The organism is Kocuria sp. KKT182 (assembly GCF_055635395.1).
This window is the reverse complement of record NZ_CM145757.1, coordinates 1578996-1603777: the sequence shown is the minus strand read 5'-3', so window position 1 is coordinate 1603777 and position 24782 is coordinate 1578996. Positions and strand designations below refer to the sequence as shown.

Below are 24782 nucleotides of genomic sequence, written 5' to 3'. Positions count from 1 at the left end.
CAGTTGTGCACAACCAAAAATGGGGCGTGGGTCAGCGGGTCGCCTCCTCCAGGTGCTCGAGCACGTGCCGGTACGGGTGGCCGGTGGCCTCCGTCATGCCCTGCTCGCACGTGCGGTTGAGGGACGCGTAGGCGTCGAAGCGGCGGCCGGTGACCTCGCGGGCCTCGGCCGCGGTGGCCGAGGCCGTGAACTCGGGGTGCAGCATGCCGCGGTCCCCGGCGTAGGCGCAGCAGCCCCAGTCCTTCGGCACGACCACGTCCTCGCTGATCGCCCGGGCCAGCGTCTCGAAGGCGCCGGTGATGCCCAGGTGCACGCTCGAGCACGTGGGGTGCAGCGACATGGACCGGATCGGGCGGCTGACGGTCAGCCGCCCCAGCACCCGGTCCGCCACGAACTCCACCGCGTCCACGAACCGCAGCGCGTGGTACTCGCTGGACGCCGCCGCCAGCTCGGACATGGTCTCCAGGCCCTCGGTGCAGGACGCGGCGTCGCAGACGACCGGCAGCTCGCCCTGGCGGGTCGCCTCCCACAGCCCGGCCAGCGTCCGCTCCGACATCGTGGCGTACCCGGTGGGCAGTCCCTTCGACTTCCACGGCGTCCCGCAGCACAGGTTCCCGATGCCCTCGGGGACGGTGACGTGCACCCCGGCGCGGTCGCACAGCGCCAGGAACGCCTCCGAGGCGGTCAGGCCGGTACCGCCCCCGGGGCGGGCGGCCGTGCCGAACATCGAGTTGATGCACGCCGGGAAGAACACGGCCTCCGCGGCCGGGTCCCGCCGGTGCGGCCGGGGCGGGCCGCCCGAGGGCAGCTCCGCCTTGTACTGCGGCACGTGCTCGGCGCCGAGGACGGCCCGGGCCACGGCGGTCGCGGCGGCCGGCAGCGCGGCGGGCAGGGCCTTCGCGGCGGTCAGACCGAGTCCGGCGCCCGTCGTCGTCGCCCCCCACGCCCGCGCCGCGGCGCCCCAGCCGGCGTCCGCGACGCGGCTGTGGTCCTCGGCGCGCAGCCGGCGCACGAGGTCGCCCGTGTTGATGAGCACGGGGCAGGCCGTCACGCACATCCCGTCCACGGCGCACGTCTGCAGGCCCTCGTAGTCGTACTCGGCGCGCAGTCGGCCGGCGAGCTCCGTGTCCCCTCGCTCCTCGGCCGCCGCGATCTCCCGGCGGCCCACGATGCGCTGCCGCGGCGTGAGGGTGAGGTCCTTCGAGGGGCAGACCGGCTCGCAGTAGCCGCACTCCACGCACCGGTCCACCTCCTGCTCCACCGTGGGCGCGGTCTTGAGGTCCCGCACGTACACCGTTGGGTCCTCGTTGAGCAGCACGCCCGGGTTCAGCAGCGCGCCCGGGTCGACGAGCCGCTTGAGCGCCACCATGACGTCGTAGAGCTCGTCCCCGTACTGCCGGCGCACGAACGGCGCCATGTTGCGGCCCGTGCCGTGCTCGGCCTTGAGCGAGCCGTGGTGGTCGAGGACCAGGGTGACCATGTCCTCGGTGAAGCGCTCGTAGCGGGCCAGCAGGTCCGGGCGGTCGAACTGCTCGTTGAGCATGAAGTGGACGTTGCCGTCCTTGGCGTGCCCGAAGATCACCGAGTCCCGGTAGCCGTGGGCGTCGAAGAGCCCCGTGAGCTGCTCGCAGGTCTCGCCGAGCTCCGCGACGGGGACGACGACGTCCTCGAGCAGCGCGTTGGACCCGCTCGGCCGGGCCCCCGCCACGGTGGTGTAGAGGCCCTTGCGCACGGTCCACAGCGCGGCCCGGGCCGCGGGGTCGTCCGTCAGAGCGGGCGGTACTGCGAGGTCCAGGGTGCGGAACAGCCCGGCGGCGCCCGCCGAGAGCTCCTGCTCCTCCTCGGGCGTGCGGCCCTGGTACTCGACGAGCAGCGCCGCGTGGTCGCGGACGTCGATGTCCAGGAGCTGCGCCGGGGCCAGCCCCGTGCGCTGGGAGACCTTCAGGGACGTGGCGTCCAGCAGCTCGACCGTGGCTGAGCGGGCCGCCACCAGGGCGGGGACCGTGCGGGTGGCCGCGGCCAGGTCCGGGAACACCAGCAGTCCCGTGGAGGCGAACGGCAGGATCTCCACCGTCCGGAAGACCGCCTGGGCCACGAAGCCCAGGGTGCCCTCGCTGCCGACCATCAGGTGCTCGAGGATCCGCACCGGCTCGTCGTGGTCCAGGAAGGAGTTGAGGCCGTAGCCCATGGTGTTCTTCATCGAGAACTGCCGCTCGATGGTGCGCACCGACGCCGGGTCGCCGCGCACCCGGTCCCGCAGCCGCAGCAGACCCTCGTGCAGGGCGGGCTCGAGCTCCCGCAGCCGCCGGTCGGCGTCCGGGTCCGCGGTGTCCACCCGGGTCCCGGAGGGCAGGACGAACACCAGGGACTCCAGCGTCCGGTAGGTGTTGGCGTCGGTCCCGCAGGCCATGCCCGAGGAGTTGTTGGCCACCACACCGCCGATCGTGCACGCGGCCTCGCTCGCCGGGTCCGGCCCCAGCTTGTGGCCGTACGGGGCCAGCCGGGCGTTGACCTGCCGCACCGTGGCCCCGGGCTGCACACGGACCCGCCGGCCGCCGTCCAGCACCTCGACCTCCCGGAAGTTCCGCCGGACGTCGACCAGCACCTGGTCCGTCACGGACTGCCCGGACAGGGACGTCCCGCCGGAGCGGAAGGTCAGGCCCAGGCCGTGGCGGGCGACCGCGCGGAAGAGGTGGCCCATGTCCGCGGCCGAGCGGGGGCGCACCACCGCCGCGGGCTGCAGCAGGTAGTGGGAGGCGTCGTGGGCCAGCGCGCGGTGCTCGAGCTCCGAGGCCACCACCGCGTCGCGGCCGCACCCGGCCCGCAGCTCCTCCAGCAGGGCCTCGGGGGCGGGGGCGGGGTGCGTGCTGGGGGCGGTCATGGGATCTCCTGACGGGGAGGCGGGGCAGCCGGGGTGGTCCACGCCATATCCTATGGTGTGACCACAGGCGCCGCACCGGTCCGCCCGGCGGGGGCCGCCGGGACCCGGCAGACCGGGCCCGTGCGCGCGCCCATGCGCCCGCGTCCGTCCGGTCCGCCGGCCCCGGGCGGTGCGGGGGGATTGTGGGCGGCGTCGTTTTGGGGGAAGCTCGGGCCACGGGCCCGCCGGCCCGGGAGCCGACCCCTGGAGGAGATCACCATGGACCCCATCTGCCCGTCCTGCGGCGGGCCCCTGCGCCAGATCCCCGAGGACCAGTGGCCCGAGGGCGGCCCGGTGCCGGAGGGCACGGTCGAGATGTACCTGTGCGACAAGACCAACCACCGGATCATCGTGGCGGTCCCCGAGATCTCCGGGTGAGCGACCCGGAGCCGGAGGTCCGCCGGGTGGTGGTGGTGCACGGCTACGACGCCGCCCCCGACCAGCACTGGTTCCCGTGGCTGCGCGACCGGCTCGCCGCCGAGGGCGTGCGGACCGAGGTCGTGGAGCTGCCGGAGCCGTCCTTCCCGGAATCCGGGGCGTGGCTGGCCGCCGTGGCACGGGCGGTCGGCGAGCCGGACCCGCACACCCACCTGGTGGGCCACAGCCTGGGCTGCATCACCATCCTGCGCCACCTCGCCGGTCTGCCCCAGCCGTGGACGCTCGGCGGGCTGGTGCTCGTGGCCGGCTTCACGGGACGGCTCGAGGCCGTGCCGCTCCTCGAGGAGTTCCTCGCCGAGGACGTGGACGTCTCCGCCGTGCGCGCCGGCGCCCGGCGTCGTCTGGTGCTGCGCTCGGACAACGACCCGACCGTGCCGGCGGCCGCCACCGAGGCGCTCGCCGCGCGGCTCGACGCCCCCGTGCGGGTGGTGCCGCGGGCGGGGCACTTCTGCGGCTCCGACGGCGTCACCCGCCTTCCCGCGGTGCTCGAGGCCCTGGTGCCGCGCGGCGGCTGAAAGCGCCCGCGCGGACGGCCGGCGTGCGGGCGGCCGGCGTGCGGGCGGCCGGCGTGCAGGCGGCTGGCGTGCAGGCGGCCGGGGGAGAGCCGCTCAGTCCGTGAGCGTCAGCAGCACGGCCTCCGGCGGGCAGAACAGCCGGATCGGGGCGAAGCGGGACGTCCCCAGGCCCGCCGAGACGTTGACCGGCACCCCGCCCTGGGTGATGAGCCCCTTGCAGCGCTCCGGCTCGAGGTCGCAGTTGCTGACCAGTGCCCGCCCGCCCGGCAGGCAGACCTGCCCGCCGTGCGTGTGCCCGGCCAGCACCAGCTGCGCGCCGTCCGCCGCGAAGCGGTCGAGGGTCCGCAGGTAGGGGGCGTGGGCCACCCCCAGGCGCAGGTCCGCCGTCGCCGGGTCCCCGAAGCCGGGGTGCCGGTCGTAGCCCAGGTGCGGGTCGTCCACCCCGGACAGGTCCAGGGTGAGGCCGGCGACCTCCATCCGGGCGGAGCGGTTGATCAGCGGGGTCCACCCCGCGGCGTCGAACGCGTCGTGCATGTCCTGGGTGGGCAGCCGCGGCGCCTCGTCCCGACCCTCCCCGGAGGTGTCCCGCCACAGGTAGCGGAACGGGTTCTTGGGCCGCGGCGCGAAGTAGCAGTTGGACCCCGGGACGTAGGCCCCCGGGAAGCGGAACAGCGGGTCCAGGATCTCCAGCAGCCACGGCAGCGCCTCGGGGTGGGAGAGGTTGTCCCCGGTGTCCACCACGAGGTCCGGCTCCAGCGCCGCGAGCGAGTGCACGAACTCCCGCACGGCGCGCTGGCCGGGCCAGACGTGCAGGTCCGACAGGTGCAGGATCCGCAGCGGCGCGCTGCCCTCGGGCAGCAGCCGGAGCCGTTCCGTGCGCAGCTGGAAGCGGCGGCGCTCGACGAGAACGCCCCACGCGCCGAGGCCCGCCGCCGCACCGGCACCGGCCGCCGTCACGGCGGCGGCGGTCCGCAGGACGGGCGCGACGGCGCCCCGGGGGGTGTGCACGCGTTCCACTCCCGCTCCCGGCCTCAGCCGGGCTCCGAGGTGCCGTTGCGGCCCTCGAGCACGCGGTCGGAGGGCTCCGCGAACTCGTCCGTGTCGTAGTCCCGGGCCACCTCCTCCATGAACCGCTGCCACTGGCCGCCGGCGTAGGTGGAGCCGTCCACCCAGTCGTCGCCCTCGGTGCGCTCCCCGCCGATCGACAGCCCGTTCAGGGACCGGGAGCCGAACTCGTAGTTGCCGACCCAGGAGGCGGTGGCCAGGCCCTGGGTGTAGCCGATCATCCACGTCTGGGTGGAGTTGTCGGTGGTGCCGGTCTTGGCGGCGGAGGCGCCCGGCAGGCCGATCTCCCGCTGCCAGCCGGAGCCGCGGATCAGGGTCTGGTTGAGCGCGAAGTTCACGCCGTCGGCCACGTCCTCGCTGATCACCCGCTCGCAGGACGTCCCGGGGATCTCGTACTCCTTGCCCGTGTAGTCCACGACCCGCTCGAGGGCGCGGGGCTCGCACATCTCGCCGCGGTTGGCGAACGCCGAGTAGGCCCGGGCCATGGTCATCGGGGAGATGTCCACGGAGCCGCCCAGCAGGGACGCCAGGACCGTGGTGTCCACGGGCTCGCCGTTCTTGCCGTTGACGATGCCCAGGGACTCGGAGATCTCGCCGATGTCGCACAGGTCGAGGTCCTCGGCCATCGCGTAGATCGCGGTGTTGATCGAGTTGTACAGGCCGAAGTCGGCCTCCATCTCCCGGGTGTAGCCGGACTCGGCGTTCTGGATCTCGAAGCCCTCGCCGTTGTTGCCGGGCTCGATCTTGTACCCGCGCTCCAGGCACGAGGCCTTCCACCGGTGGTCGGCGGGCCAGCGGGTGCGGGTCGCGTCGATCTCGTCCTCCGCGCCGTTGCCGGCGTCGATCCACGCGGCGTACGTCAGCGGCTTGTAGGTCGAGCCGACCTGGAATCCGCCGGCCCCGCCCATCCACGAGTCCACGTTGAAGTTGTACGTGGTGTTGGAGGCGCCCTCGCCGGTGGAGTAGTAGGTGTTCTGCGCCATCGCCACGATGTCCCCGTTGGAGGGCTCGAGGGACACGAGCGCGGTGGAGACGTTGTCCGGGTTGTCGTCCCGCGGCTGGGTCTCGTTGACCGACTCCTCGGCCACCCGCTGGGCCTCGACGTCGAGCGTGGTGGTGATGGTCAGCCCGCCGAGCTGCAGGGTCTTGAGCCGCTCCTCGGGGGTCTCGCCGAACGCCGAGTCCTGGAGGATGGAGTTCTCCACGTAGTCGCAGAAGTAGGGGGCGATCTCGGCGGCCGTGCACCCGGAGTTCGTGGGGTTGGGGTCCACCTCGATGGGCTCGGCGGCCGCGGCCGCGTGCTCCTCCTGGGTGATGGCCCCCGTGGTCAGCATCGTGTCGAGCACGATGTTGCGCCGCTCGGTGGCCGCCTCCGGGTTCGCGGCCGGGTCGTAGTAGTTGGGGGACTGCACCATCCCGGCCAGGACGGCGGACTGGGAGATGCTCAGGTCGGACGCCGGGATGCCCCAGTAGTACTGGGCCGCCGCCTCCACGCCGTAGTTCTGCCCGCCGAAGAGCACCATGTTGAGGTAGCCCTCGAGGATCTCGTCCTTGCTCAGCTCCTGCTCCATGGACAGGGCGAGCTTGATCTCCTTGATCTTGTCCGTGTAGCCCTTGTCGGCGCCGATGGTGGTGGCCTCCTCGCCGGCGCGGACCTGGGAGTCGATGAGCAGGTTGTTCACGTACTGCTGCGTGATGGTCGACGCGCCCTGGCGGGCGTCCGGGCGGATGATGTTGTTGCCCAGGGCGCGCAGGATGCCGCCGAGGTCCACGCCGCCGTGCTCGTAGAAGTCGCGGTCCTCGATCGCCAGGATCGCGGCACTCATGTGCGGGGACATCTCGTCCAGGGACACGGGGGTGCGGTTCTGCGCGTAGAACGTGGCGATCTCGGTCCCGTCCCGCGCCACCACGGTGGAGGCGCGCGACATCGGCCCCGCCTCCATCTGGGCCGGGAGGTCCTTGAACCACCCGATGGAGGCGTTGGCGGCGAGACCGGTGGCGGCTGCGGGGGGGACCAGGAGACCGGCGGCCACGATGCCGGCAACGACGCTCGTGGCGATGAACGCCACGACGTTGCCCAGGGCTGACGGTGCCTGCGTGGCAGGGTTCTTGCGGGAAGCCATTCGGACAGTCTACAAGCGCGAACCTGGCCGCAGCCGGTGTGCGGCCCGTCACGGCGGAGCGCGTCCCCGCGTTCGTGGCTACGCTGGGGCCATGACTACCTGGGAATACGCCACCGTGCCGCTCATGATCCACGCCACCAAGCAGATCCTCGACAACTGGGGCGACGACGGGTGGGAGCTCGTCACCGTGCTCCCCGGCAGCACCCCCGCCGACGTCCCGGCGGGCAACGTGAACGCCCCCGTCCAGACCAACCCCATCGCCTACTTCAAGCGCCCCAAGGGCTGACGCCCGGACACCGCAGCCCCACCACACCGGAGGACTTCCATGAGCAACGGCTCCGCCGTCGAATCCCGCATCGCCGAGCTCGGCCTCGAGCTCCCGGCCGTCGCGGCCCCCGTGGCCGCCTACGTGCCCGCCGTGGTCACCGGCTCGTGGGTGCACACCTCGGGCCAGCTGCCCTTCGTGGACGGGCAGCTGCCCGCCACCGGCAAGGTGTCCGCGTCCGGGGCGGCGGGCACCGTCTCCCCCGAGGACGCCCACGAGCTCGCGGCCCGCGCCGCCCTCAACGCCGTGGCCGCGGTCAAGGAGGCCGTCGGGGACCTGGACCGGGTGGTCCGGATCGTGAAGGTCGTCGGCTTCGTGGCCTCCGATCCCGGCTTCACCGGCCAGCCCGGCGTGATCAACGGCGCCTCCGAGCTGCTGGGCCGGATCTTCGGCGACGCCGGGGTGCACGCCCGCTCGGCGGTGGGCGTCGCGGTCCTGCCGCTCGACGCGCCGGTCGAGGTGGAGCTCGTTGCCGAGTTCCGCTGATTCGCAGCCCCCGCGGCAGGGCCGTCCGCCGGCCGTGCGCTGGTTCGAGATCCCGGAGGGCCAGCGCGGGGCCGCGCAGGCCTGGCTCGAGCGGGGTGCCGGCATCCCCGGCAGCGCGCCCTCACCGGCCGCCGCGGTGGTCTTCGTGCGGGACGGCGAGCACGGCGTGGAGACCTACCTCAAGTACCGCCCGGGCAACTCACCGCTCGGCACCGTCGGATTCCCCGGCGGGACCCTCGAGCCCCACGACGACGAGCCCCTCGACTGGGCCGGGCCCAGCCCCGCGGACTGGGCGCGCAGGCTCGGCGTCGAGGACGACCTCGGCCGGGCGCGGCGCACCGTGGTCGCCGCGGTCCGCAAGGCGTTCGAGGAGGCCGGCGTCCTGCTGGCCGGGTCGGACACGATGAGCACCATCGAGTCCGTGGAGGGCGCCGAGTGGATGCGCTCCCGGGAGGCGCTCGCCGTGGGGGACGTGTCCCTCGCCCAGGTCCTCGGCCGGCGCCGGCTCGTGCTGCGCTCCGACCTGCTCAAGCCCCTCGCGCACTGGATCACCTCCGACTTCGCCCACCGCCGGTACGACATCCACTACTTCACCGCGGTGGTCCCCGATGGGCAGGCCCCGTCCGTGCTCGAGTCGAAGGGCGTCTGGGGCCGCTGGGTGGACGCCGCGCAGGCCGTGGCCGACCCGGCGGGCAGCTGGCTCGGGGACCTCGTGGGGCAGGAGGACACCGTGGGCCGCACGATCGACGACCTCTCCTCGCCCGGCGTGCAGTGCGTGCTCGAGTCGGTCGCCGAGTGCACCTCGGCGATCGCCTTCCTGGCCAGGAAGCGGGCCGTGGTGGCCCGCAACCCGGTGCTCGAGGTGCACGACGGCCGGCCCGTGCTGCGCCTCGACCTGACCTGACCTGAGCCGCCGCCGCGCCCGCACACGCGGACGGCCCGGTCACCCGCGAGGGTGACCGGGCCGTCCCGATGCGGGGGCAGGACTCAGCGGCTGCGCTGCTTGAGCCGCTGCAGGTCGAGGATCACCACGGCGCGCGCCTCGAGCCGGATCCAGCCGCGCTGGACGAACTCGGCCAGCGCCTTGTTCACGGTCTCGCGGGACGCACCGACGAGCTGGGCCAGCTCCTCCTGGGTGAGCTCGTGCGCCACGAGGATGCCGTCGGTGGCGGGCCGGCCGAACCGGTCGGCCAGGTCCAGCAGCGCCTTCGCCACCCGGCCGGGCACGTCGGAGAAGACCAGGTCGGCGAGGCTCTCATTGGTGCGCCGCAGCCGGCGGGCCAGGGCCTGCAGCAGCTGCGCGGAGACGTCGGGGGAGCGCTCGATGACCTTCTTGAGGTTCTCGTGCTTGAGCCCGGCCAGGCGCGTCTCGGACACGGCGGTCGCGGACGTGGAGCGCGGGCTCGGGTCGAACAGCGCCATCTCGCCGAACAGCTCGCCCGGGCCCATGATCGCCACGAGGCTCTCGCGACCGTCCGGGGCGGTGCGGCCGAGCTTGATCTTGCCCGAGATGATGAAGTACAGCTGGTCGCCCGGATCGCCCTCGTGGAACAGCGTGGAGCCGCGCGAGAGGTCGACCTCGGTGAGCTCCTCGGTGAGGGCGGCGAAGGCCTGGTCGTCCAGGGACGCGAACAGGGGAGCGCGGCGGAGGACGTCGATATCCATGGTTCTCCTCAAGATGTGCCGCCGGGCCGTTGCCCGTGGCGGCCGATGTCAGCGGGAGTCGCCCGCACCGGTGTGTGAGCGACCTAACGTACCTGACGTTCACTGTAGTGTCTCCGGCCCGCGAATCCCAAGGACGGGCGCGGCGGGCCCGGGCGGGGCGGCAGGCCCGCTCCACGGATCTCCCAGCCGCGCTCCCTATGCTGGTGGCTCGCTCCCCGGCTCCCGGCCCCGAAGAACTCGCAGAGGAACCCGATGTCTCCGTCCTTCAACCTGCTCGACGTCCTCCTGGCCGTCGTGCTCCTGGGCTACCTCTTCTACGGGTTCAGCCGCGGCTTCTTCAACTCCCTGTTCTCCCTGGCCGGGCTCGTGCTCGGCGGGGTGGCGGCGTTCTCGGCCGCCCCGTGGGTGAGCGCGCAGGTGGACCCGCAGTACCGCGTGGGCGCCGTGCTCGCCACGGTGCTGGTCCTGCTGGTGGCGGGGCAGATGCTGGGCGGGCTGGTGGGCCGCGCCCTGTCCGCCGTGACCGAGCGCATGCGCCTGGGCGCGCTCAACCGGATCGCGGGGGCGGCCCTCGACGTGGCCGTCGCCGCGCTCGTGCTCTCGCTGCTCGCCTCGCTCGTCGGCCAGCTGGGCATCCCGGCCGTGTCCCAGCAGGTGGCGTCCTCGACCGTGCTGCGCACGATCGACGAGCACACCCCGGGGCCCGTGCGCGCCGCGGTGACCGAGGCCCGGGACGCCGTGGGCGGGGCCACCGGCATCCGTCAGCTCGACGAGCTGCTCTTCCCCGCCGAGGAGGCCCCCGACGAGAGCACGAGCACACCCGCGCTGCAGGCGGCCGGGCAGTCCGTGGTGCAGGTCTACGGCATGGCGGTGGAGTGCCGCCAGAACCAGACCGGCTCGGGCTTCGTGACCGACGCCGGGCAGGTGGTGACCAACGCGCACGTGGTGGCCGGGGTGGACGAGCCGGTGGTGCAGACCCGGGACGGGCAGGTGCACGCCGCCGCCGTCGTCCACTACGACCCGGGCTCCGACCTCGCCGTCCTCTCCGCGCCGTCCCTGCCGCTGGCCGCGCTGCCGCTCGGGGTGGACCCCGCGGCCGGGGACTCGGTCGCCTTCATGGGCTACCCCCTGGGCGGGCCGTTCGCCGCCGGGCCCGCCACCGTGCAGGGCACCGCGCTCGCACCCGTGGAGGGGACCGGCGGGACGATGGAGATCATCCAGCTGGCCGGCCAGGTGCAGCAGGGCAACTCCGGCGGCCCGCTCGTGGCGCAGGACGGCTCCGTCGTCGGCGTCGTCTTCGCCAAGGCCCTCGAGGGGCAGGTCGGCTACGCCCTCACCCTGGACGAGCTGCGCGGGGCGCTGGGCGCCGCCGCGGGCGCCACCCAGGCCGTGGACTCCGGCTCCTGCGCCGCCTGAGCTGCTACCCCTTTAGGGTCCGCAGCAGGTGCTCGACCGCCATCTCGTAGCCGAAGGCCCCCGCCCCGGCAATCACCACGTCCGCCTGCAGGGACACGTAGGACGTGTGCCGGAACGCCTCGCGCCGGTGCACGTTGGACAGGTGCACCTCCACCACGGGCAGCTCCGCCGCCTCGAGCGCGTCGTGGATCGCGATCGAGTAGTGCGTGAAGGCCGCGGGGTTGATCACGATCGCCGCGCCCTCCGTGCGGGCCTCCTGGATCCGGTCCACCAGGACGCCCTCGTGGTTGGACTGGTGGAACTCGACGTCCCACCCGCCCGCGGCGGCCCGGGCGCGCACGGCCTCCTCGATGTCCGCGAGCGTCGTGGTGCCGTACACCTCCGGGCGCCGGACGCCGAGCAGGTTGAGGTTGGGGCCGTTGAGGACGTAGATCGGTCTGCGCGTGCTGGTCATGCCCGCATCCTCTCACTCCGGCGCCCGCCGGTCCGGGCGCCGCCCCCGGACGCCGCAGCGCCCCCTCGCACGGCAGGGGCGAGGGGGCGCTGCGGAGCTGGGGCGCGGACTACTTGGCGAGCGAGTCCACGATCTGCTGCATCACGGTCTGGTCCGCGAGGGTCGAGACGTCGCCGACCTCCCGGTCCTCCGCCACGTCCTTGAGCAGCCGGCGCATGATCTTCCCGGACCGGGTCTTGGGCAGCTCGGGGACGATGAGCACCTTCTTGGGCTTGGCGATCGGGGAGATCTCCTTGCCCACGTGGGCCCGCATCTCCTCGGCCAGCTCGGCCTTGTCCCGGCCTTCGGCGTCGGCCTGGTCGGAGAGGATGACGAACGCGATCACGGCCTGGCCGGTGGTCTCGTCCGTGGCGCCCACCACCGCGGCCTCGGCCACGGACGGGTGGGACACGAGCGCGGACTCGATCTCCGGGGTGGACAGGCGGTGGCCGGAGACGTTCATGACGTCGTCGACGCGGCCGAGGATCCACACGTCCCCGTCGGCGTCGCGCTTGGCGCCGTCGCCGGCGAAGTACATCTCGCCGAACCGGGACCAGTACGTGTCCACGTAGCGGTCGTCGTCGCCCCAGATGGTCCGCAGCATCGCGGGCCACGGCTCGCGCAGCACCAGGAAGCCCGAGGTCTCGTTGGGCACGGACTGCCCGGTGTCGTCCACGACGTCGACCTTGATGCCGGGGATCGGCACCTGCGCGGAGCCCGGCTTGGCGGTCGTCACGCCCGGCAGCTGGGAGATCATGATGGCGCCGGTCTCGGTCTGCCACCAGGTGTCGACGATCGGGCAGCGGCCGCCGCCGATGACCCGGTGGAACCAGGTCCACGCCTCGGGGTTGATGGCCTCGCCCACGGTGCCGAGCACCCGCAGGGACGAGAGGTCGTACTCCGCCGGGATCTCCTCGCCCCACTTCATCATGGTGCGGATCGCGGTGGGGGAGGTGTACATGATCGTCACACCGTACTTCTGCACGATCTCCCAGAACCGGCCGCGGTGCGGGGAGTCCGGGGTGCCCTCGTAGATCACCTGGGTGGAGCCGTTGACCAGGGGGGCGTAGGCGACGTAGGAGTGGCCGGTGACCCACCCGACGTCGGCGGTGCACCAGTAGACGTCCGTCTCCGGCTTGAGGTCGAAGACGTTCTTGTGGGTGAAGGCACCCTGGGTGAGGTAGCCGCCCGTGGTGTGCATGATGCCCTTGGGCTTGCCGGTGGTCCCGGAGGTGTAGAGGATGAACAGCGGGTCCTCGGCGCCCTGCTCGGACGGGGTGTGCTCCGGGGAGGCGGCCTCGACGGCGTCGTGCCACCACACGTCCCGGCCCTCGGTCATCTCGATGTCGGCCTCGTTGCGGCGGACCACGAGGACGTGCTCCACGGTGGCGCCGCCGCGGGAGAGGGCGTCGTCGACGGCCGGCTTGAGCATGGAGGGCTTGCCGCGGCGGAAGGTCCCGTCCGCGGTGACCACGAGCTTCGCCTCGCCGTCCTCGACGCGCGAGCGCAGCGCGTCGGCGGAGAACCCGCCGAAGACCACGGAGTGGATCGCGCCGATGCGGGCGCAGGCCAGCATCGCGATGACCGCCTCGGCGATCATCGGCAGGTAGAGGGCCACGCGGTCGCCCTTGGTCACGCCGAGGCTCTCCATGGCGTTGGCGGCCTTCGACACCTCGTCCTTGAGCTGGGCGTAGGTGTAGCTGCGGCTGTCGCCGGGCTCACCCTCGAAGTGGATGGCGACCCGGTCCCCGTTGCCGGCCTCCACGTGGCGGTCCACGGCGTTGTAGCACGCGTTGAGGGTGCCGTCCTGGAACCACTTGGCGAACGGGGGGTTCGACCAGTCGAGGACCTCGGTGAACTCCTTGTTCCAGGTCAGCAGCTCCCGTGCCTGGCGGCCCCAGAAGTCGACGCCCTCCTCCTCCGCCTGGCGGTAGAGCTCGGCGGTGGCATTGGCCTGGGCCGCGAACTCCGGGCTCGGGGCGAAGGTCCTGCCCTCGGCGGACGTGGTCTCTGAAGCCATGTGGTCTTCCCTTCTCGTCGCACACCGCGCACGGACCCCCGGCGGCACCGGACGTCCGTGTCACAGCTCACATAGTGTCGTTTTCACCCTAGACGATCGGTGCACCCGGTTCCACAGGGGCCACGCCGCACCGAGTCACGGAACCCCTCCGGGCGCGCCGCCTAGAATCGGGGCATGGTCCCGACTGCCGTGCCCCGCCCGCCCGCCCACCTGCGCGTCGTGGACCCCGCGAAGGCGCGCGCCGGCGCCGCACGGCGCCGCCGGACGGGCTCCCCCGAGTCCCCGCTGGCGCTCAAGCGGCGGGCCCGCCGGATCAACGCGGTGCTCGCGGAGGCCTACCCGTACGCGGTCGCCGAGCTGGACTTCCGCTCCCCGTACGAGCTGCTCGTGGCCACGGTGCTCTCCGCCCAGACCACCGACGTGCGCGTGAACGCGACCACGCCGCGGCTCTTCGCCGCCTGTCCCACGCCGCGGGCGCTCGCCGAGGCGGACGAGGCCGAGATCCAGGAGATCATCCGCCCGCTCGGCTTCTACCGGGCCAAGACCCGGGCCATCCGGACCCTGGCCCAGAAGATCGTGGACGACCACGACGGCGAGGTGCCCGGGCGGCTGGAGGACCTCGTCACCCTGCCCGGCGTGGGCCGCAAGACCGCCAACGTGGTGCTCGGCAACGCCTTCGGGATCCCCGGGATCACCGTGGACACCCACTTCGGCCGGCTCGCCCGCCGCTTCGGCTGGACCGCGGAGGAGGACCCGGTCAAGGTCGAGCGGGACGTCGCCGCCCTGTTCGCGCCCCGCGACTGGACCGACCTGTCCCAGCGGCTCGTCTACCACGGGCGGCGCATCTGCCACTCCCGGCGGCCCGCGTGCGGGGTGTGCCCCGTCGCGGACCTGTGCCCGTCCTACGGCGAGGGCCCCACGGACACCGCCCAGGCGGCGGCCCTGCTCAAGTACGAGTTCGCCCCGGGCCGGGAGGAGCTGCTGGAGCTGTTCCTCGCCGGGCGCAGCCGGGCCCAGCTGCAGGCCGACGGCTGGCCCCTGAGCTCGTGAGCGGCACCGACCACCGACGACGCGACCACCGAGGAGGACGACCCGTGGGCGACGCCTACCAGGACCTGCTGCGCGTGGCCCGCAGCGGCCGGCAGCTGCGGATGGAGGACCGCGAGCCGTGGCGGATCGGGCAGATCGACGAGAACTACCGCCGCTCGGCCGTGCTCATCCTCTTCGGCGCGCTCGACGACCTGCCCTCGCGCGCCGCCGAGCACGCGGAGGGCGTGGGCCGGGACCTCGACGTCCTCCTGGTCCAGCGGGCCGCGACGCTGCGCTCCCACCCCGGCCAGGTCGCCTTCCCGGGCGGGCGCCTGGACCCCGAGGACGGGGACCTGCACGAGGTGCTGTCCGTGCCCGGCGGCGAGGTCAGCGCCGCCCACGTGCGCGCGGCCGTCCGCGAGGCAGAGGAGGAGACCGGGCTGGACCCGCACGGGGTGGAGGTGCTCGGCGCCCTGGCCCCGGTGCCCCTGCCGGTCTCCAACCACCTCGTCACCCCGGTGCTGGGCTGGTGGCGGGACGTCTCGCCGGTGGACGTCGTGGACCACGCCGAGTCCTCCCTCGTGTTCCGCGTCCCCGTGCTGGACCTCATCGACCCGGCCAACCGGTACACCGCGACCGTCACGCGCGGCCGGCAGACCTACCGCTCGCCCGCCTTCACGGTCCCCGTGCCCGGCACCGCGTCCACCGTGACCGTCTGGGGGTTCACCGGAGTGCTCCTGGACCGGGTGCTCACGGCGCTGGGCTGGGCCGTGCCCTGGGACACCGGCCGGGACCTGCCCGCACCGCTGTAGCACGCCCGGGGGCATGACGCCGCCCCGGACGCAACATTGCCGGCGCCGCGGCAAGCGGACTTACCATTCCAGGGTCCCCCGTGCCCACGACCCCCCGAGGAGGCTCCCGGTGGCCTCGCCCCCGCCCGGCCCCGAGCGGCCCCGGCTCGCCGAGCAGCTCAGCGCCGCGCGCCGCCGCCGCGGCCTGTCGGTCCGGGCGCTCGCGGCCTCCTGCCGGCTGCCGGCCAGCACCATCCAGGGCTGGCTCAGCGGGGCGCACCTGCCCGGCCCGGCCCTGCGCGAGGAGTTCACGGCCCTGCTGGACGCCCTCGGGCTCACGGACGAGCGCCCCGCGGAGCTGTGGTGGGAGGACGTCAACCGTTCCCGCACCCCGGTCAGGCCGGACTCCACCCCGTACGTGGGCCTGCGCTCCTACCGCCCCGAGGACGAGACGCACTTCTTCGGCCGGACCGCCGAGGTCGCCGTGCTCGGCGAGCGGGTGGTGCGGCTGGCGGACGCCGGCGGACCCCGCATCCTGGCCGTGGTGGGAGCCTCCGGCGCGGGCAAGTCCTCGCTGCTGGGCGCCGGGCTCCTCGGCCGGCTGCGGGCCGAGGGCGGGCCCCTGCACGGGTGGAGCGCCGTGGCCACGACCCCGGGCCTCGACCCGGTGCGTCGGCTCGAGGACGCCGTCGCGGCGGCTCCGGACCTGCTCGTCGTCGACCAGCTGGAGGAGCTCTGGACGGGCGCCCGGGAGGCCGAGGAGCCCGGGCGGTTCCTGGACCGGCTCGCCGCGGCGAGCCGGGACCGGGTGGTCGTCGTCGGCCTCCGGGCGGACTTCTTCGGCACCGCGAGTCGGCACGCCGAGCTGCGCACCGCCCTGGAGCGCCCGGTGCTGCTGGGCGCGCTGACCCGCGAGCAGCTGGAACGGATCGTGGTGGGCCCCGCCGAGGCCGTCGGCGCCCGCGTCTCCCCGGACCTGGTCGGGGTGATCCTGCGGGACGTCGCCCCCCGCGGCACGGAGGCCGGCGTGGGCCTGCTGCCGATGCTCTCCCAGGCGATGCTCGGCACCTGGGAGCACGCCCGCACCCGCGAGCTGACGGTGGCCGACTACCACGCGGCGGGCGGCATCACGGAGGCCGTGGAGCGGCGGGCCGAGGAGGTGCACGCCCGGCTGGGCCCGCGCGAGCGGGAGGTGGCCCGCGCGGTGTTCCTGCGGCTCGTGCGCGTGGTCGGCACCGGGACCTCCGCCACGGTCGTGCGCACCCCGGTGCTCCGGGAGGAGCTGCCGGAGGGCGGGGCGGCCGTGGTCGAGGAGTTCGCCCGCGCCCGGCTGCTGACCATCGACCGGGACGAGATCCAGCTCAGCCACGAGGCCCTGCTGGACCACTGGTCCCGGCTCAGCCGCTGGATCGAGGACAGCCGCCGCGACCTCTACGTCCGCCAGCAGCTGCAGCGGGCCACCCAGATGTGGCTCGCCAACGACCGCGACCCCCTCGCCCTGATCCCGCTGGGCCAGCTCGCCTCCTTCCGGGACTGGACCGGGGACCCGCGCCAGCAGGCGCTCCTGAGCCCGGCCGAGCGCGAGTACCTGGCGGAGAGCGAGCGCCACTACGAGGACGCGCTGGAGCGGCAGAAGCGCAGTGCCCGGGAGATCGAGCGGCGCGGCCACGTGGCCCTCGTCCTGCTCGCCCTGGCCGTCTGCGCGGCCGTGGTGGCCGGGGCGCTGGGCGTCCGTGCGGAGCGCTTCCAGACCGTCGCGGAGACCGCCCGCGACGAGGCGCTCTCCCGCCAGACCGCGCTGGAGGCCTCCCGGATCCGGGGCGAGTCGCCCAACCTCGCCTCGCAGCTGAGCCTCGCGGCCTACCGGATGGCCCCCACCCGGGAGGGCACCTCGGCCCTGATCGACGCCACCGCGGTGAACGCCCCGGAGCGGTGGCTCGGCCCGGACGGCGCGTCCCGGCTCGCGGCGCTGGACGACGGCTCCGTCGTCGCGCGCGCCGCCGGGGACGGCCTGCTGTCCGTGTGGCGGGACAGCGACCGGCTCGCCGAGAACCGGGAGGACCTCGCCGTGGTCGACGGCGCCCCCGGACTGAGCGACGTGGACCTCCTGGCGGTGGACGGGCGGGTGCTCGCGGCGGTGGGCGGGCTCGGGCACGTGAGCCTGTGGGACGTCACCGGGGCGCCGGCCCGGCGGCTGGCCGGGCTCGACGTGGGGGCGGGGACACCGGTCAACGCGGTCGTCCTCTCGCCCGACGGACGGCAGCTGCTGGCCGGGGGGCGGGGCGAGGTGCTGCGCTGGTCGATCGAGGACCCCGGGGCCCCCGCGCCGCTGCCGGCCCTGGCGCTGGGGGAGGACGCAGACGTCCTGGCCCTGGCGGCCGCCCCCGACGGAACGGTCTACGCGGGCGGGACGTCCGGGGAGATCACCCGGTACGCCACCGACGGCGCCCGCGCGCAGCGCCTCGACCCGGTCCCGACCGGGCGGGTCGTCCGGGCCCTGGACCTCGCCGACGACGGCGCGCGCCTCGCCGCCGGGCTGAGCGCCCGCGAGCTGCGCCTCTACGACGTCGAGGGGGAGCGGGTCTCCCGCTCCGGGACGCTCACGGACTTCGGCAGCTGGATCAGCGACGTCTCCTTCACCCCGGACGGCGAGGCCGTCGTGGCCGCCAGCTTCGACCAGAACGCCTACGTGCACCGGCTCTCCGACCTCGCCCGCATCGACTCCCTCCCCACCGCCGCCCGGGTCACCAGCGCGCTGCGCGTGGGCGAGCGGGTGCTCACCACCTCCCAGGACGGCACCACCCGCGCATGGGACCGGCGCGGGCCCGTCATCCACCGGCAGGGCGAGCCCGTGTACCAGCTCTCCGTGGACCGGCAGCACACCGTGCTGAGCGCCGTCGGCGTCGGCCCCGACGTCGTGTCCCTCTTCGACCTCTCGGGCGAGGACCCCCGGCCGCTGCCGCCCCCGGAGGCCCCGCCCGGGGAGACCCTCTGGTACGCGGGGGCCGTGGCCCCCGACGCGTCGCTCATCGCGGGGGGCACCGAGGACGGGGACGTCCTCGTGTGGCCCCTGGACGGGGGCCGCCCGGAGGAGCCGGAGCGCGCCGCGGCCATCGAGGCGGGCATCACGGGCGCCGACGTCACGACGGACGCCGGCACGATCGCGGCGTGGTCCGAGGTGGGCTCCGAGATCGCCCTCCTGCGCCGCGGCCCCGAGGCGCCGCTCCGGCGGGTGGCCACGATCCCCGTCCCCGGCTCGGAGGCCGCCCGGTTCGACGCGGACGGCACCCTGTTCGCCGCGGCGGACGACACCAACGGCGTGGAGCTGTGGGACGTGTCCGACCCCGCCGCCCCGCGGCGGGCCGCGGGGCTGGCCCTCGACTCCGTGGCCACCTCGATCGCGTTCTCCCCGGTGGCCGACCTCCTGGCCGTGGGCACGGAGGCGGGCCGGGTGCGGCTCTGGGACGTCGCGGACCCGTCCGACCCCCACCCCGTGGGCGAGACCTCGGACGCCCTGTCCTCCGTCAAGGGCCTGCAGTTCTCCGCGGACGGCACCCTGCTGGCCGGGGCCTCCGGCGACAAGTTCGTGTGGATGTGGACCGTGGGCGCCGCGGACCTCGACGTCTACGCGGCCCTGTCCGCCTCCGGCGACCGGATGAACGACGTGCGGTTCGTGGGGGACCGGCTGGTCGCCACCGGCGACGACGGCGTGGTGCGCAGCTGGCTGGTCCGGGCCGAGGACGCGGTCGAGGCGGTCTGCGCCAACCGGGGCGACCCGATCACGGAGGACGAGTGGCGCCGGCACGTGACCGGCGCCCCCTACCGGGACCTGTGCTGAGGCCCCTGCTGTGACCCGGGCCGGGGCGGCCTACTTGGCGTCCGCGTAGGACTCCACCACGGCCACGCTGACGGGGAACTCCACCGGGATGCGCCCGAACACCAGCCGGGCCGCCCGCTCCGCGCACTCGCGGACCAGCCCGGCGGCCCGCTCGGCGTCCTCCCGCGCGCAGTGCAGCACGACCTCGTCGTGCAGGAAGAACACGAGCTCGGCGTCGACCGCCTCCCGCGCCAGCGCCGAGCGGACGGCGCCCATCCAGCACACGGCCCACTCGGCGGCCGTGCCCTGGACCACGAAGTTGCGGGTGAACCGGCCCTGCCCTCGGGCCATCGCCCCGGCGCGCCGCTCGGCCTCCTCGGTGGCGGTGTCCCGCTGCGCCGCGTCCCACGCCGGGCCCGGCAGCGGGGACCAGCGGCCCAGGTGCGTGCGGACCTGTCCGCCCGTCTCACCCACCCGGGCGGCCTGCTCCACGTAGTCCACGGCGCGGGGGAACATCCGCGCCAGGTGCGGCATGAGCCGGCCCGACTGGCCCGTGGTGGCCCCGTACATCGCGCCCAGCATGCCCACCTTCGCCTGGGGGCGCTCGGTCAGCTCCGAGCCCCGCTCCTCGCCGAGGTCGGCGATGGCCTGGTAGAGGTCCCTGCCGCGGGACGCGGCGGCCAGGGCGTCGTCGTGGGCCAGCGCCGCCAGCACGCGCGGCTCGAGCTGGGCCGCGTCCGCCACCACGAGCACGCGCCCGGGATCCGCCCGCACGGCGTCCCGCACCACGTGCGGGATCTGCAGGGCGCCCCCGCCGCGGGCCGACCAGCGGCCGGTGACCACCCCGCCCACCACGTACTCCGGGCGGAAGCGGCCGTCCCGCACCCACGTGGCCAGCCAGTGCCACCCGTTGGCGCTGAGCAGCCGCGCCTGCTTCTTGTGCTCCAGGACGGGCTCGATCAGGGCCTGGCGCCGGGCCGCCAGGCCGGGCACGGCCCGCGCCCACTCGACGAGCTCCCACTGCCGGGTGCTCGTCACGTCGATCCCCGCCGCCCGCATCGCCTTGAGCAGCTCCTGCGGGGAGTCCGGGTTCAGCCCCGGCGCGTGCAGCGTCTCCCGCAGCCAGGCCACGGTCTCCTCCATCCGCGGGGGGCGCTCCCCGGGCGCCGGCTCGGGGCCCAGGGCGTCCTCCAGCAGGGCCCGGTGGACGTCCTCCCGCCAGGGCACCCCGGCGTGCTGCATCTCCGCGGCGATCAGCGCGCCCTGGGACTCCGCGGCCAGCAGCAGGGTCAGCCGGCGGGCGTCCACCGCGCCGGCCACCGCGGCGAGCTGTGCCCGCAGCTCGGCGACCAGCACGGCCGCGTCGGGACCCGTGGCGCGGGGGAGGTCGAACAGGCTCGACTGGTCCTCGGCGGGGGACGGCGGCGGGAGCAGCCCGGGCGCCTCGTCGGCGGGCAGCGGCGGCAGCACCGGTTCGTAGGGCAGCGGGCCGTCGACGCCGGACCCGTGGGCGGTGGCGGCCGTGGCGAGGATCGCCTGGCACAGCCGCAGGTCGTGGCAGCGCTCCACCCGGACGCCGGCGGCCAGCAGCTGCGGGTAGGCGGCGCCCGTGCGCTCCCAGGTCCAGCGCGGCGGCGTGGACCCGGCGCGCCGGGCGGCCTCCTCGCGGTCGGCGACGAACGCGGCCAGCTCCCCGGCGGGCACGTCGACGCCGGGCCCGTCCGGGTCCCCGGAGCCCGTCAGGTCCTGGACCCGGTGCCCGCCCCGGCCGTCCTGTGCTGGTCCCACCACGATGTGCATCCGGCCATTGTCCTGCACGGGTCCGTCACGCTACGCCGGTGCCCGGACTGCACACGCCCGCGGGGCCGCCGGAAGCCCGCCGCCCGTCCACACCGGCGCCCCCGCCGGGCCGGCCCGGTGCCGCCCGCCCGGACAGTGGGGCCATGAGCACCGCCGCCCACCTCTCCGCCCCGGCCCCGCCGCATCCGGGCACCGCGGTCCGCGCGCGCACCGTGCGCCTCGTCAGCGAGGACGCCGGGCTGCGCGCCACGGTCGAGCGCGTCTGCGCGGCCGCCGGCGCCGACCTGCTGGCCGATCCGCCCGGCGCGGCGGCGGCCACCGCGCCGGGCACGCTCGCGGACACCGAGCTCGTGGACGTGCGCCACGCCGTGCGGGGGCGGGTCCGTCCGGGCACGGTGCTCGTGGGCCGGCCCGAGGACCCCGGGATCTGGGACCGGGCGGCCGACCTCGGCGGCTGCGCCGTGGCCGTGCTGCCCGACGCCGCCGGATGGCTCGCCGACCTGCTCACCGCCCGGCCCGGCGGCCCCGCCGGTCCCGGCGGCACGGGCCGGGTGCTGGGCGTGCTGGGCGCCGTGGGCGGGGCCGGCACGTCCACGCTGGCGTGCTGGCTCGCCGACCGCGCCGCGCACGAGGACCGGCCGGCCGTCCTCGTGGACGCGGACCGCGCCGGCTGCGGCATCGACGTCCTGCTGGGCCTCGAGGACCAGGACGGTCTGCGCTGGCCGGACCTGCTCCGGATCGCCGGGACGGTGCACGCCGAGCAGCTGTGGCCGGCCATGGCCCGGACCGGACAGCTGCGCTGGCTCTCCTGGGACCGCTCCCAGCCGGACGGAGCCGCCGCGCCGTACGCCGGCGTGCTCGAGGCGCTGCGCCGGGCGGCCGCCCTCGTCGTCGTGGACCTGGGCCGGGCGGGGGCGGGCACGGCGGACACCGCGGCCCTGTGCGACGAGGTCCTCGTGCTCACGCCCCGGACGGTGCGCGGCGTGCTGGCCGCGCGGTGGGCCGCCGGTTCCCTGGCGGGCGCCAGTGCCCGCCTGGTGCCGGCCGGGCTCAACGTGGCCGACGTGGACGACGCCCTCGCCGCCGCCACGACCGGTCTGCCCGTCGCCGGCTCCCTGCGCTTCTCCGGCGCGGTGCCGGAGGCCGCCGAGACGGGCCGGCTGCTCGAGGCGGGCCGCTCCCGGCGGCTCGCCCGGGACGTGGCGGGCCTGCTCGAGGCCGTGGGGGCCGCCCCGTGAGCGCCGCGCTGCCCGGTGCGGTGCCCGGCCCGCAGGCCGCGCTGCCGGCCGCCCTGCTCGACGACGTGCGGGACCGGCTGCTGGCCGCCCCCGGGCCGGTCACGGACACCGACATCGCCGCGGCCGTGCGCGCGAGCGGCCGGGTGCTCGGGGCCGCCGGCACCCTGCGGGCGGTGCAGGCCGTGCGCGCCGAGCTGACCGGTCTCGGTCCGCTCGAGCCGCTGCTGCCGCACCGGGGTCTCACCGACGTCTACGTCAACGGGCCGGACCAGGTCTGGCTCGAGACCGAGGCCGGGGTGCGCCGCGTCCCGTCCCCCTTCCGCACCGACGCCGAGGTGCGCGCCCTGGCCGTGCGCCTGGTCACCGCCGCAGGACGCCGCCTCGACGCCGCCCACCCGTGCGTGGACGTCCAGACGGCCGCCGGCTACCGGGTGCACGCCGTCCTCCCGCCGATCTCCACGGGCGGGACCCTGCTCTCCGTCCGCTTCCGCAGCACGAGGACCCTGTCCCTGCAGGACCTCGTGGCGGCGGGGACCGTCCACCCCGGCACCGCCGAGCTCCTCGTGGGCGCCGTGCGCTCGGGCGCCAACTTCCTGGTCAGCGGCGCCACCGGGGCGGGGAAGACGACCGTCCTCAACGCCCTGCTCTCCTGCTCCCCGGCGCACGAGCGGATCGTGCTCATCGAGGACGCCGCCGAGCTTCGGCCCGAGCACCCCCACGTGGTCGGTCTCCAGGCGCGGCACGCCAACACCGAGGGCGCGGGCAGCATCGACCTGGCGGAGCTCGTCCGGCAGGCCCTGCGGATGCGGCCCGACCGGCTCGTGGTGGGCGAGTGCCGCGGCGCCGAGGTGCGCGAGCTCCTCACGGCCCTGAACACCGGCCACGCGGGGGCGGGCACCGTGCACGCCAACTCCGCCGAGGCGGTCCCCGCCCGGCTCTCGGCCCTGGGCGCCCTGGCCGGGATGAGCCGGGAGGCCGTGACGCTGCAGGCCGCGAGCGCCCTGGACCTGGTCGTCCACGTGGCCCGGGCGGGCGGGCGCCGCGAGGTCCGGGCGGTGTCCCTGCTCGAGGACCGGGCCGGCGCCCTCGTCTCCGTGCCCGCGGCGGTCCGGTCCCACGACGGCGTGCGCCGCGGCCCGGGCTGGGACGGGCTGTGCGCCCTGCTCGACCACCGGCCCGACCGAACGCCCGGCGACGCGTCCGACCGCTCGCCCGACCGTTCGCCCCACCCCGGCGGGGACCTCGCGGGAGGCCGGCCGTGAGCACGGTCCTCGTCCTCTGCCTCGCCCTCTGCCTGTGCCTCGCCGGGGGCGCCGCGGTGCTGGTCGCGGGTCCGGGCCACCGCGTCCGGTCGGCCGCGAGGGCGGGCGCCGGCACCGTCGTCCCGGTCCGGTGGTGGGCCCGGTTCGCCCGGGACGCCGAGACGGAGGCCGCCGAGTGGATCGCGCTGCTGCGCCGGCTCGCGGCGCTGCTGGAGGCGGGCCGGTCCCCGGCGGCCGCGTTCGAGGGAGCGGGGCCCGGGGGCCGCGCCGCCCGCACGGGCACCGGCCGGCACCTCGAACTGCTGTGCACGTCCGTGGCGGCCGCCGCCCGCCTGGGGCTGAGCGTCTCGACCGCCCTGGCGGGGGTGCCGGCCCCGGAGCTGGGCCACCGCGCGCTGGAGCGGCGGGCCGTCGCCACCACCGCCGAGCTCTCCCTGTGCTGGGAGGTCTCCGAGCGCACCGGCGCGCCCCTCGCCGCCCTGCTCGGCGGTCTCGCCGACGCCCTCGAGGCGGAGCTCGACGCCGAGGCCGCACGCGGCACCGCCCTGGCCGGCCCCCGCTCCACCGTCCGGATCCTGACCTGGCTCCCGGTGCTCGGCATCGGACTGGGCATGCTCATGGGCGTCGACCCGCTGCGCACGCTGCTCACCACCCCGTGGGGGCTGGCCGCCCTCGTGGCCGGCGCTGCGCTCACGGGCCTCGGCCGGGTGTGGACGCGCACCCTGATCAGCCGCGCCGAGGCGGTGGGTGCGCGATGACCGCCCTCGCAGCGCCCGCCGCCGGGCTGCTCCTGGTGGCGGCCGTGGCGCTGGCGGCGCTCCCGTCCCGAGCCCGGCTGCCGGGAACGCCCCGTCCGGCCGCGGCCCGCCGCCGCCCGCCGGGACCGCACGTCTCCGCCGGCGTCCTCGTGGAGCTCACCGCCGCCATGCTGGACGCCGGTCTGCCGCTCGCGGAGGCCGTGGCGGTGCTGGGCGGGTGCCGGACGGACGCCACCGGCGCCGCCCTCGAAGGCGTGGGCTCCCGGCTGCGGCTCGGGCTGCCCTGGCACACGGCGTGGACCTCGGCGGGCGAGCTGCCCACGCACCTGGCCGACTACCGCGAGGCGCTCACGTTCACCGCGACGTCCGGGGCGCCGTCGGCCCGGAGCCTGCGCTCGCAGGCCGCCCAGGTCCGGCGTGCCGCCTACCGGCGGGCCGAGCGCGCCGCGGAGTCGCTGTCCGTCCAGCTCGTGCTGCCCCTGGGCCTGTGCTCCCTGCCGGCCTTCGTCTGCTGGGGCGTCCTGCCGGTCGTGATGGGGCTCGTGCCCGAGGTGTTCGGATGACCCGCCGCGCCCGGAGCCGCGGGCCCCCGGCCGCCGGGGCGTTCCCCGTCCGCCCCTG

At 75.5% G+C, this 24782-nt stretch carries 20 protein-coding genes; 13 read left to right on the top strand and 7 right to left on the bottom strand.

All coding sequences use genetic code 11. The annotated features are described in order from the left end of the window. Positions 1 to 31: 31 nt before the first annotated feature. Positions 32 to 2881: an FAD-binding and (Fe-S)-binding domain-containing protein gene (locus ACZ2G1_RS07345; RefSeq protein WP_470377627.1), complete on the bottom strand. Its 2850-nt coding sequence runs from the start codon at positions 2879 to 2881 to the stop codon at positions 32 to 34. 258 nt (positions 2882 to 3139) lie between these two features. Here ACZ2G1_RS07345 and ACZ2G1_RS07340 point away from each other — a divergent pair, with 258 nt between their 5' ends. Together ACZ2G1_RS07340 and ACZ2G1_RS07335 are read left to right on the top strand one after the other, a co-directional pair. Beyond that, a complete protein-coding gene (locus tag ACZ2G1_RS07340) occupies positions 3140 to 3298 on the top strand; it encodes a hypothetical protein (RefSeq protein ID WP_165979625.1) in 159 nt (52 codons plus the stop codon). Then, on the top strand, positions 3295 to 3873 hold the full coding sequence (locus ACZ2G1_RS07335; RefSeq protein ID WP_470377626.1) for an RBBP9/YdeN family alpha/beta hydrolase: 579 nt from the start codon (positions 3295 to 3297) through the stop codon (positions 3871 to 3873). The genes ACZ2G1_RS07340 and ACZ2G1_RS07335 overlap by 4 nt, the downstream gene beginning before the upstream one ends. 93 nt (positions 3874 to 3966) lie before the next feature. Here the strand turns inward: ACZ2G1_RS07335 and ACZ2G1_RS07330 are convergent, their stop codons facing one another. Together ACZ2G1_RS07330 and ACZ2G1_RS07325 are read right to left on the bottom strand one after the other, a co-directional pair. After that, positions 3967 to 4881, bottom strand: coding sequence for a metallophosphoesterase (locus ACZ2G1_RS07330; protein WP_470377625.1), 915 nt, complete (start codon positions 4879 to 4881; stop codon positions 3967 to 3969). Positions 4882 to 4904: 23 nt separating this feature from the next. Next, a complete protein-coding gene (locus ACZ2G1_RS07325; protein ID WP_470377624.1) occupies positions 4905 to 7061 on the bottom strand; it encodes a transglycosylase domain-containing protein in 2157 nt (718 codons plus the stop codon). A 91-nt stretch (positions 7062 to 7152) separates the two neighbouring features. Here ACZ2G1_RS07325 and ACZ2G1_RS07320 point away from each other — a divergent pair, with 91 nt between their 5' ends. Genes ACZ2G1_RS07320 through ACZ2G1_RS07310 form a run of 3 tightly spaced genes read left to right on the top strand, consistent with a single transcriptional unit; the run spans position 7153 to position 8776 of the window. After that, positions 7153 to 7347, top strand: a complete 195-nt coding sequence (locus ACZ2G1_RS07320; RefSeq protein WP_031282517.1) for a DUF4177 domain-containing protein — start codon at positions 7153 to 7155, stop codon at positions 7345 to 7347. A gap of 39 nt (positions 7348 to 7386) precedes the next feature. Then, positions 7387 to 7872 carry a RidA family protein gene (locus ACZ2G1_RS07315; RefSeq protein ID WP_109243634.1) on the top strand — a complete coding sequence of 162 codons (486 nt, stop codon included), beginning with the start codon at positions 7387 to 7389 and terminating at the stop codon, positions 7870 to 7872. Next, a complete protein-coding gene (locus ACZ2G1_RS07310; protein WP_217905704.1) occupies positions 7856 to 8776 on the top strand; it encodes an NUDIX hydrolase in 921 nt (306 codons plus the stop codon). Before ACZ2G1_RS07315 ends, ACZ2G1_RS07310 begins: the two co-directional genes overlap by 17 nt. 83 nt (positions 8777 to 8859) lie before the next feature. Here ACZ2G1_RS07310 and ACZ2G1_RS07305 read toward each other — a convergent pair whose 3' ends face one another. After that, positions 8860 to 9537, bottom strand: a complete 678-nt coding sequence (locus tag ACZ2G1_RS07305) for a Crp/Fnr family transcriptional regulator (protein WP_017832519.1) — start codon at positions 9535 to 9537, stop codon at positions 8860 to 8862. Between the two features lie 252 nt (positions 9538 to 9789). Here ACZ2G1_RS07305 and ACZ2G1_RS07300 point away from each other — a divergent pair, with 252 nt between their 5' ends. Next, positions 9790 to 10953, top strand: coding sequence for a MarP family serine protease (locus ACZ2G1_RS07300; protein ID WP_035925090.1), 1164 nt, complete (start codon positions 9790 to 9792; stop codon positions 10951 to 10953). A gap of 4 nt (positions 10954 to 10957) precedes the next feature. Here the strand turns inward: ACZ2G1_RS07300 and aroQ are convergent, their stop codons facing one another. Together aroQ and acs are read right to left on the bottom strand one after the other, a co-directional pair. Then, complete coding sequence (aroQ, locus tag ACZ2G1_RS07295; protein WP_470377623.1) at positions 10958 to 11407, bottom strand: type II 3-dehydroquinate dehydratase; 450 nt, start codon at positions 11405 to 11407, stop codon at positions 10958 to 10960. A gap of 109 nt (positions 11408 to 11516) precedes the next feature. Continuing rightward, positions 11517 to 13466, bottom strand: coding sequence for an acetate--CoA ligase (gene acs, locus ACZ2G1_RS07290; protein ID WP_017832516.1), 1950 nt, complete (start codon positions 13464 to 13466; stop codon positions 11517 to 11519). A gap of 174 nt (positions 13467 to 13640) precedes the next feature. On the opposite strand from acs, the gene nth reads away from it, so the two are divergent. From nth to ACZ2G1_RS07275, 3 genes are all read left to right on the top strand, one after another. Beyond that, complete coding sequence (gene nth, locus ACZ2G1_RS07285) at positions 13641 to 14516, top strand: endonuclease III (protein ID WP_017832515.1); 876 nt, start codon at positions 13641 to 13643, stop codon at positions 14514 to 14516. A 101-nt stretch (positions 14517 to 14617) separates the two neighbouring features. Next, the gene (locus tag ACZ2G1_RS07280; protein ID WP_470377717.1) at positions 14618 to 15307 is read left to right on the top strand and encodes an NUDIX hydrolase; all 690 of its coding nucleotides are present in this window, start codon (positions 14618 to 14620) and stop codon (positions 15305 to 15307) included. A gap of 109 nt (positions 15308 to 15416) precedes the next feature. After that, a complete protein-coding gene (locus ACZ2G1_RS07275) occupies positions 15417 to 19124 on the top strand; it encodes an nSTAND1 domain-containing NTPase (protein WP_229587078.1) in 3708 nt (1235 codons plus the stop codon). Between the two features lie 30 nt (positions 19125 to 19154). Here ACZ2G1_RS07275 and ACZ2G1_RS07270 read toward each other — a convergent pair whose 3' ends face one another. Next, on the bottom strand, positions 19155 to 20903 hold the full coding sequence (locus ACZ2G1_RS07270; RefSeq protein ID WP_470377622.1) for a bifunctional 3'-5' exonuclease/DNA polymerase: 1749 nt from the start codon (positions 20901 to 20903) through the stop codon (positions 19155 to 19157). A gap of 143 nt (positions 20904 to 21046) precedes the next feature. Between ACZ2G1_RS07270 and ssd the strand changes: the two genes are divergently transcribed. Genes ssd through ACZ2G1_RS07250 form a run of 4 tightly spaced genes read left to right on the top strand, consistent with a single transcriptional unit; the run spans position 21047 to position 24724 of the window. Next, positions 21047 to 22141, top strand: coding sequence for a septum site-determining protein Ssd (gene ssd, locus ACZ2G1_RS07265; RefSeq protein ID WP_017832511.1), 1095 nt, complete (start codon positions 21047 to 21049; stop codon positions 22139 to 22141). Next, the gene (locus tag ACZ2G1_RS07260) at positions 22138 to 23403 is read left to right on the top strand and encodes a TadA family conjugal transfer-associated ATPase (RefSeq protein WP_284563424.1); all 1266 of its coding nucleotides are present in this window, start codon (positions 22138 to 22140) and stop codon (positions 23401 to 23403) included. Before ssd ends, ACZ2G1_RS07260 begins: the two co-directional genes overlap by 4 nt. Then, positions 23400 to 24161, top strand: a complete 762-nt coding sequence (locus ACZ2G1_RS07255; protein WP_017832509.1) for a type II secretion system F family protein — start codon at positions 23400 to 23402, stop codon at positions 24159 to 24161. Before ACZ2G1_RS07260 ends, ACZ2G1_RS07255 begins: the two co-directional genes overlap by 4 nt. Continuing rightward, complete coding sequence (locus ACZ2G1_RS07250) at positions 24158 to 24724, top strand: type II secretion system F family protein (protein ID WP_109243629.1); 567 nt, start codon at positions 24158 to 24160, stop codon at positions 24722 to 24724. The genes ACZ2G1_RS07255 and ACZ2G1_RS07250 overlap by 4 nt, the downstream gene beginning before the upstream one ends. Positions 24725 to 24782: the final 58 nt, after the last annotated feature.